General features: G+C 56.5%; 17 protein-coding genes. 4 read left to right on the forward strand and 13 right to left on the reverse strand.

The genetic code is table 11. The annotated features are described in order from the left end of the window. Window positions 1-136: 136 nt before the first annotated feature. Window positions 137-1,258: an alanine dehydrogenase gene (ald, locus tag BIND_RS07965; protein ID WP_012384559.1), complete on the forward strand. Its 1,122-nt coding sequence runs from the start codon at window positions 137-139 to the stop codon at window positions 1,256-1,258. Between the two features lie 64 nt (window positions 1,259-1,322). Here the strand turns inward: ald and BIND_RS07970 are convergent, their stop codons facing one another. The 3 genes from BIND_RS07970 to yidD all read right to left on the reverse strand — a co-directional run bounded on the left by BIND_RS07970 (window position 1,323) and on the right by yidD (window position 3,833). Beyond that, entirely contained in the window at window positions 1,323-1,922 is a 600-nt protein-coding gene (locus BIND_RS07970; protein WP_012384560.1) for a nitroreductase family protein, read from the reverse strand. 306 nt (window positions 1,923-2,228) lie between these two features. After that, window positions 2,229-3,263: a sulfate ABC transporter substrate-binding protein gene (locus tag BIND_RS07975; protein ID WP_012384561.1), complete on the reverse strand. Its 1,035-nt coding sequence runs from the start codon at window positions 3,261-3,263 to the stop codon at window positions 2,229-2,231. 198 nt (window positions 3,264-3,461) lie between these two features. After that, window positions 3,462-3,833: a membrane protein insertion efficiency factor YidD gene (gene yidD, locus BIND_RS07980; RefSeq protein WP_012384562.1), complete on the reverse strand. Its 372-nt coding sequence runs from the start codon at window positions 3,831-3,833 to the stop codon at window positions 3,462-3,464. A gap of 402 nt (window positions 3,834-4,235) precedes the next feature. Between yidD and BIND_RS07985 the strand changes: the two genes are divergently transcribed. Continuing rightward, the gene (locus BIND_RS07985; protein WP_012384563.1) at window positions 4,236-5,033 is read left to right on the forward strand and encodes a MipA/OmpV family protein; all 798 of its coding nucleotides are present in this window, start codon (window positions 4,236-4,238) and stop codon (window positions 5,031-5,033) included. Window positions 5,034-5,171: 138 nt separating this feature from the next. Here the strand turns inward: BIND_RS07985 and BIND_RS07990 are convergent, their stop codons facing one another. Continuing rightward, window positions 5,172-5,621 (reverse strand): iron-sulfur cluster assembly scaffold protein, encoded by a 450-nt coding sequence (locus BIND_RS07990; RefSeq protein WP_041777995.1) that lies wholly within the window; start codon window positions 5,619-5,621, stop codon window positions 5,172-5,174. A gap of 192 nt (window positions 5,622-5,813) precedes the next feature. Here BIND_RS07990 and folE point away from each other — a divergent pair, with 192 nt between their 5' ends. After that, window positions 5,814-6,455: a GTP cyclohydrolase I FolE gene (gene folE / locus BIND_RS07995; protein ID WP_012384565.1), complete on the forward strand. Its 642-nt coding sequence runs from the start codon at window positions 5,814-5,816 to the stop codon at window positions 6,453-6,455. A 117-nt stretch (window positions 6,456-6,572) separates the two neighbouring features. Here folE and BIND_RS21275 read toward each other — a convergent pair whose 3' ends face one another. Then, the gene (locus BIND_RS21275) at window positions 6,573-7,220 is read right to left on the reverse strand and encodes a hypothetical protein (RefSeq protein ID WP_148210588.1); all 648 of its coding nucleotides are present in this window, start codon (window positions 7,218-7,220) and stop codon (window positions 6,573-6,575) included. Window positions 7,221-7,246: 26 nt separating this feature from the next. Continuing rightward, entirely contained in the window at window positions 7,247-7,762 is a 516-nt protein-coding gene (locus BIND_RS08000; RefSeq protein WP_041777996.1) for a hypothetical protein, read from the reverse strand. A 269-nt stretch (window positions 7,763-8,031) separates the two neighbouring features. Here BIND_RS08000 and hisI point away from each other — a divergent pair, with 269 nt between their 5' ends. Beyond that, a complete protein-coding gene (hisI, locus tag BIND_RS08005; protein WP_012384568.1) occupies window positions 8,032-8,490 on the forward strand; it encodes a phosphoribosyl-AMP cyclohydrolase in 459 nt (152 codons plus the stop codon). A gap of 166 nt (window positions 8,491-8,656) precedes the next feature. Here the strand turns inward: hisI and BIND_RS08010 are convergent, their stop codons facing one another. The 7 genes from BIND_RS08010 to BIND_RS08040 all read right to left on the reverse strand — a co-directional run bounded on the left by BIND_RS08010 (window position 8,657) and on the right by BIND_RS08040 (window position 14,846). Then, complete coding sequence (locus BIND_RS08010) at window positions 8,657-9,088, reverse strand: CBS domain-containing protein (RefSeq protein ID WP_012384569.1); 432 nt, start codon at window positions 9,086-9,088, stop codon at window positions 8,657-8,659. A gap of 279 nt (window positions 9,089-9,367) precedes the next feature. After that, a complete protein-coding gene (locus tag BIND_RS08015) occupies window positions 9,368-10,135 on the reverse strand; it encodes a prepilin-type N-terminal cleavage/methylation domain-containing protein (protein WP_012384570.1) in 768 nt (255 codons plus the stop codon). Window positions 10,136-10,154: 19 nt separating this feature from the next. Further along, window positions 10,155-10,784 (reverse strand): pilus assembly FimT family protein, encoded by a 630-nt coding sequence (locus BIND_RS08020; RefSeq protein WP_012384571.1) that lies wholly within the window; start codon window positions 10,782-10,784, stop codon window positions 10,155-10,157. Further along, window positions 10,781-11,266 (reverse strand): hypothetical protein, encoded by a 486-nt coding sequence (locus BIND_RS20100; RefSeq protein WP_012384572.1) that lies wholly within the window; start codon window positions 11,264-11,266, stop codon window positions 10,781-10,783. The genes BIND_RS08020 and BIND_RS20100 overlap by 4 nt, the downstream gene beginning before the upstream one ends. Next, a complete protein-coding gene (gspG, locus tag BIND_RS08030; RefSeq protein ID WP_012384573.1) occupies window positions 11,260-11,760 on the reverse strand; it encodes a type II secretion system major pseudopilin GspG in 501 nt (166 codons plus the stop codon). Before gspG ends, BIND_RS20100 begins: the two co-directional genes overlap by 7 nt. Before the next feature lie 84 nt (window positions 11,761-11,844). Continuing rightward, window positions 11,845-13,041, reverse strand: coding sequence for a type II secretion system F family protein (locus BIND_RS08035; RefSeq protein WP_012384574.1), 1,197 nt, complete (start codon window positions 13,039-13,041; stop codon window positions 11,845-11,847). A 200-nt stretch (window positions 13,042-13,241) separates the two neighbouring features. Further along, complete coding sequence (locus BIND_RS08040; RefSeq protein WP_244395986.1) at window positions 13,242-14,846, reverse strand: GspE/PulE family protein; 1,605 nt, start codon at window positions 14,844-14,846, stop codon at window positions 13,242-13,244. Between the last annotated feature and the right edge of the window lie 63 nt (window positions 14,847-14,909).

Below are 14,909 nucleotides of genomic sequence, written 5' to 3' on the forward strand. Positions count from 1 at the left end.
GTGGCCTTGAGACGAATAGGAAGTCTTTTCAAGAAGACGGCATGATGCTCGGCAATGTTGGTTCGACGCATCATGCCGGAATGTCGGAGAGGGCCGGCGGCGCTTGGCCTATCTGAAAGGCAGGGAGTGAAGGATCATGCTGGTCGGGGTGCCGAAAGAAATCAAGGTGCATGAATATCGCGTGGGGCTGACGCCGGAGGCGGTGCGCGAATTCGTGGCGGCGGGCAATCAGGTCATCGTCGAGACGGGAGCAGGTGCCGGCATCAATACCACCGATGCTGTCTATAAAGAGGCGGGAGCGACGATCGTCCCGACGGCGGATGAGGTTTTCGCCAAGGCGGAAATGATCGTGAAGGTCAAGGAACCGCAACCGTCCGAATGGGTGAAACTGCGGGAAAATCAGATTCTCTTCACTTATCTGCATCTTGCCCCCGACCCTGAGCAGGCCAAGGGACTGCTCGCCTCGGGCGTTACCGCCATTGCCTATGAAACCGTGCTGGGGCCAGATGGGACGAGCCTGCCGCTTCTCGCGCCAATGAGCGAAGTGGCTGGCCGTCTTGCCATCGAGGCCGCCGGATCCGCGCTTCAGCGCCATAGCGGCGGGCGCGGCATGTTGCTCGGCGGCGTGCCGGGTGTTCTGCCGGCCAAAGTCATGGTGCTTGGGGGCGGCGTGGTCGGCACGCATGCCGCCCGCATGGCGGCGGGCCTCGGCGCCGATGTGATCATTCTCGACCGTTCCCTGCCCCGCTTGCGCCAGCTTGATGAGTTGTTTCAGGGCCGGGCCAAGACGCGCTTTGCGTCCTCCATGGCGATCGAGGAGGAAGTTCGCGCTGCTGATGTCATCATCGGCGCGGTCCTCGTGCCGGGGGCCAGCGCACCGCGCCTGGTGACCGAAGCCATGCTGAAAACCATGAAGCCCGGCGCTGTGCTGGTTGATGTTGCCATCGATCAAGGCGGATGTTTCGAAACCTCGCATGCCACGACGCATGCCGCGCCGACCTATGTGGTTGATGGCATCGTGCATTATTGTGTGGCGAATATGCCGGGCGCCGTGCCCTATACATCGAGCCATGCCCTGAACAATGCCACCCTACCCTATGGACTGGCGTTGGCGGCCGGTGGGATCAAGGGCATTGCCGGCCATCCAGGCCTTTTATCCGGGCTCAACGTCCATCGTGGTCAATTGACGCATCCGGCTGTGGCCGCGAGCCTCAAGCTCGATCTTAAACCCGCTGAAAAGGCTTTGGCCGCAGGCTAAATCAGCCGCCATTAGGGTAAAAAGTCCGGCCTGCTTAGCAGGCCGGATTTGTCGGCCGGCGCGATCAATCCGGCTTGAATTGACCTTCGAAGACATAAGTGGACAGCGGATTCCGGCTGCTTGGAACTTCGCGCGCCTGCAAACCTTCCGGCAGGATGGATTTATCGGCCCGGCGGCCGAGCGCAAAGGCCAGTTCGACGCGATAATCATCTGGAATATTCAGTTCCAGCGCGGCGCGTGGAATATCGAAGCCCGTCATGGCATGCACGGCATAGCCGAGCTTGGTCGCCTGCAAGGCGAGAAAGCCCCAGGCGGCACCGGCATCCACCGAATGGCTGTGCGATAAGACAGGCTCCGTCTTCCCCGGTGGAACGAAGGTCTTCTTCGAGATGAGAAGAGACAGGACCGCCGCATTCTTGGCCCAGGATTGGTTGAATTCAATGAGCAGGCCGAGGAGCGTGGCGAATTCCGGCGTGCCATGGCGAGCGAAAAGGAACCGCCACGGCTGCGAATTATAGGCGGAGGGTGCCCAGCGGGCCGCCTCGAAGATCGTGTGGAGATCAGTTTCGGGGATCGGTTCGGGACTGAAGGCACGCGGCGACCAACGTTCAAGAAAAACGGTTTCGACCGGATGGTCCGCTTTACGGAGATTGGCTTGAGTCATGGCTATCTCTTGGATGGAAATGCTGCCCGAGGAAAAATCTTGGCAGGATGGTCACAGATATCACTGAATCTCGCCTGGCCGATGACAACCCGCGTGATCCTGGGGGCTTCAGGGCTCAGGATTGTGGTCCATGCCCTCTTTCCGTCGTCAACGAAGATGCTCAGGAACGGATGAGGATGGATGACAGAGCAAGACGCAGATGGATTCAATATTGCTCTATTTTCTTCGGCTTATGGAATGATCTTCTCGTGAAGCATGATGGGGGACACCTCCATCATGCTTCACAGCGTTCTTTCCGTTCAAGTCTCAATGCTTGGTGTAGATCTGATCGAACACGCCGCCATCCGCGAAATGGGTCGATTGGACCTTGGTCCAACCGCCGAAATCCTGATCGACCGTCACGAGCGTCGCCGGTTTGGCGAGGCGAGCGAGATCTTCCGGCGCGGCAGCTGCTGGATTGATCGGGTGATAGTAATTCTTGGCGATGATGGCCTGCGCCTTCGGCTGATAGAGAAAATCGAGATAGCCTTCCGCCACCTTGCGGGTTCCCTTGTGGTCGACATTGCCATCGACCAGGGCAACGGGAGGTTCGGCGAGGACGGAGACCGACGGCACGACAACATCGAATTTATCCTTGCCGAATTCCTCACTGGCTAGAAAAGCGTCATTCTCCCAGGAGATCAGGACATCCCCAAGACCGCGCTGGGCGAAGCTGATCGTCGAGCCGCGCGCGCCGGTGTCGAGCACCGGCGTGTTGCGATAAAGCGCGCCGATAAAGTCGCGGATCTTGGCGTCATCCCCTCCGAAAATCTTATTGGCATAGCCCCAGGCCGCCAGATAGTTCCAGCGGGCGCCGCCTGAGGTTTTGGGATTGGGCGTAATGACAGAGATGCCCGGCTTGACGAGATCATTCCAATCTTTGATCCCCTTGGGATTGCCCTTGCGGACGACAAAGACGATCGTCGATGTGTAGGGCGTGGAATTATGCGGTAGACGTTTCTGCCAATCGGCGGGAATTTTACCGCTCTTGGCGGCGATGGCGTCGATATCAGCGGCAAGCGCCAGCGTGACGACATCAGCATCGAGTCCGTCGATAACGGCGCGAGCCTGGGCGCCGGAGCCCCCATGCGAGGCGCGAACCGTGACAGTCTCGCCCGTCTTGGCCTTCCAATCCTGAACAAAAGCCTCGTTGATGGCGCGGTAGAGCTCACGCGTTGGATCATAAGACACATTCAGCAAAGCGGTTTCCGCTTGCGCTGAGAGCGCTGCGGAGAAGGAGCCGAGGAGGATGAACGCGGCTCTCAATGATTGACGGCGCCGATGGGTCAGGGATTGGAACATGAGTCACCCAGGTTGATTAATCCAGTAAATCTATAAAAATATAGAAATCTGTCAAGCTTGCCGTCTTTTTGTATTTTATTATTGAAGAACAATGAATTATGAACGTTTATTCAATTCCGGATTGAGATAGGCCATGTCTTTTGCAGGCTAATGTTTCAATTTAGCATTATTTTATAAAATATTGATATAATTTTATTATTATAAATTTTGATCCTTATGCTCAGGTTTCCATGTGATTTCAAGGGGTCCGCGCCAGCGTCCGTGACGCCAGGGTTGCAGCCGGGGCACATTGGCATCGAGCTGGTCGGGCACGGGATCATAGCCCGCCGTGCCCCAGGGATGGCAGCGTGACAGGCGCGCGAGCCCTATGAAGAGACCTGCCCAAACCCCATGCCGGGCCAGGGCCTCGTCCATATAGGCGGAGCAAGTAGGCAGATGACGGCATTGTGTGCCGACGAGGGAAGAAAAGGTGAGCTGGTAAAAACGGAGCAGCTTGCGCAGGCCGCGCACGGGCAGGCTCCCTGTTTGGGACCGCCCGGTGGAGGAGAGAGAACGGACAAAACGTCTCATCCGTATGGGTCCTTTCGACCGGACAGCAAGTCCGGGAGCAGTAATTAACTACGCGTTTGGAAGAAAACGGTTTTATCGACAAGTTATCGCGATTTCCCTCTCAAGATCCTGTTTCCGGCAGGTCCGAAAAAGGGGAGCAATGGAGCAATAATCTCGGGCCGCATTCTTGACCACCGTGAAAGGGTATCCTTGAGGAATGGTCTTGTATTGACTAGAGCCGGGATATGAGTTTGGCCCCGTAAGGCCAGGATCAAGAACGAGTGTTGCAGATATACACTGGTCGAAACCGGCTGGAGTGCCCATAGTGGCTCTGCAACGAATCTGTGCATCAGAGTGCTTGAAGTGTCTTTTTGCAAATCCCTGCGAGCCGCGCTCCTTCTTTTCCTCGGGACGCAAGCCTCGATGGCCGCGGATCTGACCCCTCCAAAAGCGGCGACTCCGAAAGTGACGACGCAGGAGGCGCCGGAAAGTTGGTATGTCACCTTGGGCCTTGGCCCAGAAATGGTGCCTTCCTTTCCCGGTTCAAAGGGATTTCGAGCGGTTCCGACAGCCCATTTCGGTTGGGGCAAGTCCGATCCTTTCTACGCGCCCGATGACGGTTTCGATATCGCGCTGCTCGATCTCGGCTGGCTCCGGGCTGGCCCGGATGCCCGCTTGCGTGAATCCCGGACGCTGGGCAATGGCAACGCCAATTTCTATGGCTTGCACAATATCGACTGGACGTTCGAAATTGGCGGATTCACCGAGGTGTGGCTTGCTGATTTCTTGCGCACCCGCTTGGAATTGCGTCAGGGCGTGAATGGCCATAAGGGCCTGGTCGGCGACGTCATGATCGATTACGTCTATCGCCAGGGCCCGTGGACCTTCTCTATCGGTCCACGCATGGCCTTGGGCAATAATACCTTCATGAAGGCCTTCTTCTCTGTGACGCCCCAGGAAGCCGCGCTGAACGGACGCGTCTATCCTTATAATGCGTATGGCGGCATGACCTCGTTCGGTGCTCTCACATCCATCAAATATCAGTTCAACGAGGCCTGGAGTTTCAATCTGTTCGGCGGCTATCAGCGCCTGATGGAGAGCGCGGCGGAAAGCCCAATCCCCAATCGGCTCGGATCCAGCAACCAATATACGGTTGGCGGCATCATCGCCTATACGTTTGATCTCAAACAAGCGACCCATGCCATCGGGCTCGATTTCTAGGCATCGACCCTAAATGGAAATATCCCGCAGAGGGAATCTTGCGCGTTCTCAAAACGCTAGAGCCTATTTCAGATTCTGATCCTGGTTTAACGGATTGGCTCTAGCGCCTAAATCCCAAAAGAACATCTTATCCGCAGCTTAAGACGCCGCGGAAGCGGCATCGGCGGCATCGATCTGATTGAGACAATCGACGATGGCCTCGAAGGTCAGAAGCGTGGACGTGTGCCGGGCCTTGAAATCACGGACTGGTTCGAGCACCGCGAAATCAGCCCATCGTCCCTCTGGCGGCGCGCCATTGGCTTTGAGCATGGCCCGCATGGTCTCCCGCAGGGCTCGCAATTCCGGCCCCGTCGAGCCGATCACATGACGCGCCATAATGGAAGCCGCCGCCTGGCTCAAAGCGCAGGCTTTGACGTCATGGGCGAAATCGACCACCTTGCCATCCTGCATCTTGAGATCAACGATGATCGTGGAACCGCAGAGCTTGGAATGAGCCTTGGCGCTGGCGTCCGGTTTTTCGAGTCGTCCGAGCCGTGGTATGTTCCCTGCTAGATCAAGGATCTGTTGGTTGTAAAGATTGGTCAGCATCGATTCCGCTTCGGTTCGGGTGACGGCCAAGATAACATCCTATATAGGGATGGGGAGCTTGGCGAACGAGGTCCCGATTTTTGGTTTGAAGCTCTAGCAAATATTATCCCAGGTACGCATCTCTAGCCCGTAACGGTGCCTGGGCCAAAAGCAGCAGCGGGCTTTTCCTCTTAACTTATCGGGAGGCGCCACATGGATGACGTGGTTAAGTCCTTACTCCAAAGAACGACTTCTTCCTTGACCAAACCTGCTCCTGCCCGTCCCTCTCGCGAAGAGGCCGAGGCCGCCGTCGAAGTGCTGTTGCGCTGGACGGGCGATGATCCATCCCGCGAGGGTTTGCGCGATACGCCAAAGCGCGTCGTCAAGGCTTTCGAGGAATTCTTCTCCGGCTATAACGCCGACGCGTCCGATGTCCTTTCGCGCGTCTTCGAGGAGGTGCACGGCTACGACAATATGGTGCTCGTGCGGGACATTCCTTTCTCGTCCCACTGCGAGCATCATATGGTGCCCTTCTTCGGGGTCGCCCATATCGGCTATTATCCTTCGGAAGCCGGTGTGATCGGGCTTTCGAAGCTCGCCCGCCTGGTCGATATTTTCGCCAAGAGATTGCAGACTCAAGAGGCTTTGACCGCTCAGATTATTGGGGCGATCGACGAGCATTTGCAGCCCCGCGGCTGCGCCATTATGCTTGAGGCGGAACATATGTGCATGTCGATGCGCGGAGTGCAAAAACACGGCACATCTACGCTCACAACGCAATTTACAGGTGTTTTCAAAAACGATCCGGCCGAGCAGGTTCGCTTCTTCGGCATGGTCCGCAACCCGAAGAGTTGACAGCTAGAGCCTCAACCTCGAACATCCGTTTTTGGTTAACGCTCTCTTCGAAAATGTATCAAATCGATCCCACAAATGGGATCGATTTCGGTTTGACACTTCGCTGCGAGTCTCGATTTATGGGCTTTCAGCTAATTTTACGCCCATGAAAGAAACGTCCAGCCTCGTATATTTACTTTTGTTATTGATTTTTCTTAAAAAGACAAGGTTAAGCGAGCCACTAGAGGTGGCTGTATTTTCACGTGGATTCGTCAAGTGACCAATCAGCCGGAATCCCAATTGCTGCTCAGGCGCAAGCGTTGTGATATTGATATCGGAAACATGCTCTGGACATTGATTTGCGAAGTTGATTGAATAAACACACGTTCCGAGCCCATGCACCTCGAAATTTGGCAATGAAGCAGGCGGGTCCGAGAGTTCAAGGCTTGAAAGGGAAGGAATAATTTGAAGATAGGCCTCTTCTGCTGAATGGTTCACTACGCTTACACTCGCATAGACTATTTTAGAGTGTGGATCGAATACGAACTCCCTGACCGTAAATTGGAGACTGGATCGCTCGGCCTGTGGCATTGGAGTCTGATCTGAAATTGAGGCTTCGGCCACCTGCACGTATTTGGCAGGCGCGCATGGACCCGATACAGCAACATGATTATTGTTGCCTTGGACTAGGATTGTGCAGTCGCCCGAATTATGGGCTGATTCTGGCTGTCCTACACCAGCGGCAGGCAAGAATATTGTAGCGGCACCAACGGCGATTGTGGTCAATCTTTGCTTAAAACACTTTGGCATTATTACTTTCCACTATTAATGGAAATAGAATTTCCTACTCCACGAATGATATTAACATTGTTGCCATTGTTTATGATGGAATTCGAAGTGCTCTCTCTGTCAATGGGCTCTGGCGGTTGGGCAAACTTTCCGTATAATTCAGAGATCATTTTCAATTGGTTTGCTTTGGAAATGCTTTTGTCATCAGCCAGAGTTTGACATTGTAAATAGAGTATCCTCTCCCACATATAGACTGAACTGGCATTCGGGAATTGCTGGATGACGCTCGTCGCTACCGTTCTGTAGGTATGTTCCGCCGAGCCGCCTACCCCCGCCAATTTTTTGAACAGACCGTCGACGGCAGCGTTGAGTTTCCTTGTCGACGAAATATCCGTATTTTGAGGAGGAGTTGGGCTCAATTCCCTACAGTCTAGAGCGGATACCGAACTGGCCGGCAGCATCATCGTCAGGCTCAATAGAGGGATTAAGCTGCGCATTTGAGCTCCCATCTCTTTGCCGCGCTTCCATGGCAGAGTCATGCAGCCAGAGACATCGGCCGTGAACTACTGAGACGTTTGCTCATCTCTGCTGTCTACGCTTAGATATTTAGACCAGCGTTGATGGTTCGGATCAAGCTTGAAATACCTTCGCTCTCTCGTCGCGATTTTGTCGACGCAACCAACCGTGTGATTGCTTCAGAGGGCGAAGCCTTGACCTTACACTGTTTCCGACACGCCCATTTTGCTCTATCTTTTAAGCTGGATTATAAAATCCAGTAAAATCAATCATTCGTAGTGACAGGCTCAAGATGACAATGCCGGCGGCGGTTTTCCCCAGCGCAGACAGCAAGGCGGACCTTGAGGAAGGGACGAGGTTCACGCCGCGTTTCGACAAGGATGGTCTGATCACCTGTGTGACATTGGACGTGCGTGACGGCCAGATCCTGATGCTCGCCCATATGAATGCCGAATCGCTCCGGCTCACGCTGGAAACGGGAGAGGCCTATTATTGGTCACGCTCACGGCAAAAATTGTGGCGCAAGGGTGAGACCTCTGGTCAGATTCAGAAGGTTAAGGCGATTCACACCGATTGTGACCAGGACGCGCTGCTTCTCAGCGTCGAGCCCGGCGGCGATGGCGGAGCTTGTCATACGGGGCGGAGAAGTTGTTTCTATCGCCGCGTCATCGCGGGTGAGAAAGGAACCGGGCTAGTTTTCGAGGAGGAGACCACAGCCGATGTTTCAGCAAAAGAGCATCCCGCTCACTGACCGGCCTGTATCAGTCCAAGGTGCGACGAAACGGGCATGAAGCCGTTGAAAAATTCGCTTGGACATTGAATTGAAAAAAGTGGGCAAACGTGTCCAGGCTTAAAAATGAGCCGGGAGCGAAATCCCTTACCGACGCCGAATGCATCACATCCGGCGGCGGTCATTGTTAGGCCATCGCGATATATTCGAGAATGGCGTTTTTCTCTTTTTCCATTTCCTCAAGGCGATATTTGACCACGTCGCCAATAGAGACGAGGCCGCACAGGCGCCCATTCAAAAGGACAGGGAGGTGGCGGAAACGACCCCTGTTCATCTTGCTGACAGTCTCGTGAACGGTTTCGTCCTCGCTGACTGTGACGACATGGGACGTCATATGCGTCGAAACGGCATCTTCCAAGGCAATGGGGCCGCGCTGGCCGAGGGCCATAACGATATCGCGTTCTGAAATAATGCCAAGCAGATGGCCATGGGCGTCGGTCACGACCACTGCGCCAATCTTATTCTTCATTAAGATTTCGGTAACTTCAAGCAAGGTACGATGCGGCTGGACGCCGATGACACCTCGTCCCTTGGTCGCGAGAATGCGCGCGACGGTCATTTGCAATCCTCCCATTGTTGCATGAGGCCCGATCATGTTGATCTGATTCGGTGTTCACGCTCTTCGATTTTGAAGTTTCACCAGGCTTGTTTCTGAGTAGAAACAGGTTTGCACCTCGTGCCGCTGGGTTTAAACACCCTATTATGGTCCAGCATGCCCTGATTTTGCTTGGCGTGCAAGCTGTAAACAATGGCCTCTGGCTCACGGCATTCCTTGAAAATAAGACGCAATGGGCGCCCCGCCAGAGGGGCTTAACCAAAACCTTGAAATTTTTTGGCTTCAGCGCTGCTGCGGAATCGTACCGGCGGCGCCAGCGGTGCCGGCCGGGCCGTTATTATTGCCATTGTTGCTATCGTTGCCGTTGCTGCCATCGTTGGCGGGCTGCTTCATCGGCTGCCGTGCAATGATCGGAAAGATCAGAGGGGGCACGGGTTTGACGCCATTATTCACAGGCGTTGCGCGCAAAATCACTTGTTTCGGCAATTCCTGCCTGCCCTGCCCCGCGTCTGCCTTTCGATCATCTCGTCGGTCATCATCCCGTCGCTCCCGCTCGATAATTGTGAAACGCAGCCGATAGGGTCCGTCCAACAGGACCAAGCCACCGGAGCCGGCACCATCGGAAGCGCCCCCCTCGTTCGCAAAAAAAGCCGGATCGAAGGCTGTGGCCCGGCGTAGCAGCCGATCACCTCGCGCATTTTGTTCGATAAACAAGTGCACGTTCTGCAAGCCGTCTCGGCGGCCGATTTGTTGCCCACGCCGCACGAATGACAAGGCATTGGCGCTGGCCGTGAAAGCGAGTGAAGGAGGGTCACCCGCCCCGACCGCTAGCGGGAGGCTTTCCTCCAGGTCCTGGGTGAGGCGTAAAGTGGCAAGCATCCATTGATCCTGCCATTCTGGAGCCCCCTGCCCCTTCCACCAATGAGCAAGAAGATGATCAAGAGCGGGAATCACGGAAGCCATCAGAAAGGCGGCTAAAGCAAGCGCGACCATGGTCTCGACCAGGGTGAAGCCCGCGCATTTCTTATCTGCTGGTCTCGTATCCTCCACGCTTTTCTCCGATATCCTCTTATTCTTGTTCTTGCGATGGGCGGATGAATGCGAGCTTGGCTGTTGCATAATTCAGCACATGACCGGACGGTGTCGTGAGATGGATGCGCGCCTCGACTCTGGCAATGACCGGGGGTGGTCCTTTATCTTCTCCAGGCTTTTGAGCTGCTCCGGGCTGTTGAGCATTATTGGCCGCGGCATTTTGATCCTGGCTCGGCATGGGGGCCGGAGGAAAAGCGGACGGCCGCGTTTGCACCTGAACGGGCCGGGTCTCGATGCGATAATGAAAACCTGCACGGGTTCCAGTCAGGTCGGTGAGTTGGTTCTCGCGCCATTCCATCGCCAAAGTCCGCGCGAGCACTATGCCACGGAGGGTCGTTTCACCAAGATCGGAGGACGCTCTCGCCGAGATGAAACCACGCGTCAGGACGGCCATAAAAATCGCGGCGACGGCGAGCGCGGCCAGGGTTTCGACCAAGGTGAAACCGCGAGAGCCCTGCCTGTTTCCTCCGAACCGGAAGATCTTGGCCATTCCCAGCGATGCTTTGGGAGCTGAGAAAGTATCCGTTCCCGTTTGGTCAGAACCTTCCGGCCCGTCCAAAGGCTGATGGGTGCCGCAGCGTGGCAGGGGCTTTGACAGATCGATCATTGGCGCGCGTCGGCCTCTCCCCGTTGAATATCCACTGCGCCTGTCGTTCCATTGACGCGCAGCCGGACCACGCGTCGCGCTTGTTGGAATTTCAAGATAGCGCCGCAATTCTGCCCGTCGGGCTGGAAGATCAGCGTGAGGGTGGCGCCTTGTGTGTCACAGCCATTGCCGGCCGTCATGTCGATGGCGAGATCGACGGGAAAGGTGACCGTATCGCGAGTCCCGCTGAGTTGACGCCTATTTGGATCGAAACGGGCCGCTGCTGGCCGCCCCGCCTCAATCGCCGCCGATCTTGTATCGCGCAAGGTCGCCGCTGATCGTGCCAGAAGAGCCTCCAGAGGCAAGGTTGAGGTTCTTTGCGCGACCCAGGGCAAGATCAGGGCGAAGAGCAGGCCTGCGATAGCGAGCGCAGCAACAATTTCGAGCAGGACAAAGCCTGCCCGAGCCTCGTGCCGTAGCGTCTCGGCTTTTTCGTCTACCAACTGGTCACGGCTCCAGCGCCAGGCTCAGTGGAACCCTCGCGCCCGCTCGGGCCAAGCGAAACGATATCATAAGGCCGGCCATTAGCGCCGGGAGAACGATAAAGATAGGGATGGTTCCAGGGATCACGCGGGACGCTTGTCCCCTTCAGATAGGGACCGTTCCAATTGCTTTGTCCCGGCGGTGGTGCAGACAGCGCCATCAACCCTTCATTGGTGGACGGAAAGCGGCCGGCATCCAGGAAATAAAGATCGAGCGCGTTCTTGAAACTTTCGATCTGGATATGCGCCGTTTTGACTTTTGCTTCGGAGAGCTGGCCGAGCACGCGCGGTGCGACGAGACCGACGAGAAGGCCGATGATGGCAAGAACGACAAGCATTTCGACGAGGGTGAAACCCGCTTTGGACGCGGATGCCACATCAGCCTGGGCCGGCTCGCGTCGCTTGTCCCATAGTCGAAGAAAATGGAGCGGCCGGATCAAACGAATGTCATTCATGGACAAGGTCCCTTGTTGCGGGTCGAGAAGACTTTTTGGGCAAAGATAATGTCGATCGCTTGACGTTGATCGACCGGCCCTCGATCAAGTGGCCATCTGGTCGATGCCCACGATCGTTGACATGATGGCGGCCATCATGGCGCCGATCATGCCGGCGATGAAGAGGATGGCAGCGGGACCAATGATATCGGTCAAGCGGACGAGGCTCTGTTCCAGTTTCAGCGTATAGAGCGCCCCTGCCTCTGTCGCGACCTTGGCCAGTTCACCTGTCTCCTCGCCGATCCGGAGCATGCGCTGGGCGACTGGCGGGAGAAGATTCACGGCACTGACCGCCTCATGCAAACGTTTGCCTTGCCGGACCGCGTCGCCGATCAGAGCGAAGCGTTGTTTGACCGTGGGGCCGAGACAATTTTCGATCACGCGCAAGCTTTCAGTCATCGGCACGCCCTGCCGAACCAGAATGGCGAGGGTCGAGAAAAAGACGGCGGAGCGCCGCATATCGGCAAGGCCTCGAATGATCGGCAGACGCACGCAAATATTCGCCAGCCAGGTCTTGGCTGATGTGCTGCGTGAAATCAGAAAACCGGCAAAGACGAGAGACGGCAAGCCGATCAACACCCAAGATTCCCATTCAACAAGCCAATGCGACAGACCGAAGACGGTCGCCACGAGGACGCCGGGATCACCCGACCCCTCGGAGACGACACCGTCGAATTGCGGGATGACTTGCAAAAGAAAAAACAGAAGAACCAGAAACGCGGAAATCGTGAGGAAAGCAGGATAACGGAGCGCGGCGGAGACTTTGTCGGAGAGCGCTTGATCGCTGGCGCGCTGCTTGGCGACCGCCGCGAGCATGCCGTCGAGATCGCCGACCGTCTCAGCCACCTCGGCGAGAGCGGCGATCAGGGGACCGAACACTTCCGGACGCTGCCGTAACGCTTGCGAGAAACTTTTTCCTTCGAGGAGAGCACCGCGCAAGCTCGTCACCGCCCGCGCCAGGGGTTTCGGCAAGCCATGGGCGCCAAGATCGAGGGCTTCCACAAGCGGGAGACCGCTGCGCAGCAGAAGCGCCAGTTCGTTGAGGAAAGATGTCACGGCAACGGGCTTGACCGTGCCGGTCAAGGCAATCAGCTGACGTTTCGGGCGGATTTCACGATGGGCGACGAGAACGAGATTACGCCGCTCGAGCTCGCGCATGACGGCGGCGAGATCGGGGAGTTCGCGCTCCTCCTCGATCGATCGGCCATCGAGCGAAAGTGCTTTGTAACGATAAACCGTCACCGTTCGCTCACCTTCTCGAAAAGACCATGGTTTTCGATATATTTTTTTCTACAGCGTGAAAAGGAAATCTCATCTTATTGTCTGAGATTTGTCTGAACCTGGAGTGTCAGAGCCTGGCTCATGGGCGGTCCAGGAAGCCAGCGTAATTCTCCTTTACCCTTATGGCTCTTTTCAGAACAGAAAATCAGGCCAGAACGAAATCAGGATTGCGCGACGACGCGGAAAACTTCGTCGATCGTCGTTTGACCCAGGCGGCAGCGGGCGAGACCGTCGTCCAGCATGGTCTGCATGCCCTGCGTCCGGGCCGTCTGAACGATGATACCCTCATCCGCTCCATTCAAGATCAGCCGCCGAATCTCGTCGGTGATTTCCAGCACCTCGAATAAGGCGCCACGCCCGCGATAGCCGGTATGAGCACAACGCTCGCAACCCACCGCGTGGTGCAGGATGGTACCGATCTCGAAGCCGAAGGCCGTGAGACGGGGGTCCTCCTCGAGATCTTGCTGTGTCACGGCCGCCGGTTTCTTGCAATCGGGACAAAGATTGCGTGCGAGACGCTGGGCCACCACAGTGGTCAAAGTGGACGCGACGAGAAAGGGTTCGATCCCCAGATCGGTGAGGCGATTGAGCGCCGCCGCCGCGCTATTCGTATGCAGGGTACTGAGCACAAGATGGCCGGTCAGAGACGCTTGCATGGCGATGCTGGCGGTTTCGCCATCGCGGATTTCGCCGACCATGATGACATCGGGATCCTGACGCAGGAACGCGCGCAGGGCGTTGGCGAAGGTCAAACCGATCGCGGAGCGAACTTGAGACTGGCTGACGCCGGGGAGCTCATATTCGACCGGATCCTCGATCGTCAGGATTTTGCGGCTCGTGTCATTCATTTCCGCAATACTGGCGGCAAGCGTGGTCGTCTTGCCGCTTCCCGTCGGCCCCGTGACGATCAGCAGACCATGCGGCCGCCCGAGTTGCCGGCGCAACACGGCTTCATCGCGTGGACTGAAGCCGATTTTGCCGAAGGCGACGAGCGTGGAATTGCGCTCGAGCAGACGCAGAATGGCGGCTTCTCCGCCCATGGTCGGCATGGTCGCCACGCGGAGGTCGAATTCGCGCCCGCGCACTTGCATGCGGGCGCGTCCATCCTGGGGCAAGCGGTGTTCGGCGATGTTCAGGCCGCTTAGGATTTTCACCCGCGAGACGAGCGCGCGAGCGGAAACGTTTTGAGGAACGGGCATCAATCGCAGGATGCCATCCACGCGGATGCGGACACGAAGCTCGCGTTTGAGAGGTTCGATATGAATGTCGGTCCCGCGCCAGGTCACGGCACGTTCAAAAATCTGTTCGAGAGCCTGCACGACGGGGGCGCCGCTTGCGAGATCACGCAAGCTTTCGGCATCCTCGGCGGTCACATCCGGGCTCTGGCTATCTCCGGCCTGGGCTTCCGTCTCCGTTTCCCGCGTCGATACGAGATCGAGAATTGTTTCAATATCCTCGCGGGCCGCCGTCGCAATGGCGATGTCACCGGCAAGCGTCAGCCGCAGGGCATCAATGGGTTCCGGTCGGTTTGGATCAGCGGCGGCGATCCAAATGGCGCCATTTTCCGCCCGAAAAGGAAAAAGCCCCGACTCGCGCAAAAAAACCTGGGAAAATTGCCCAGCCAATGAAGAGGCCGCCTGCATCATGGCTAGACTTATGCGAGGCGGGTCGGAACCTTCATCCGGAATGGATAAGGTCAGATCGCCGTCCGCTACATCCGTTCCCGAAACGGGCAGAGCCAAATCACTGGTTTTGTCGACGTCCATCAATGGCTTCATAAGTTTGACATTTTGCAAAAATATAGGACAGAGCCCGGCTCATTCTCCACT

It is taken from the genome of Beijerinckia indica subsp. indica ATCC 9039, assembly GCF_000019845.1.
In the GTDB taxonomy this organism is placed as follows: domain Bacteria; phylum Pseudomonadota; class Alphaproteobacteria; order Rhizobiales; family Beijerinckiaceae; genus Beijerinckia; species Beijerinckia indica.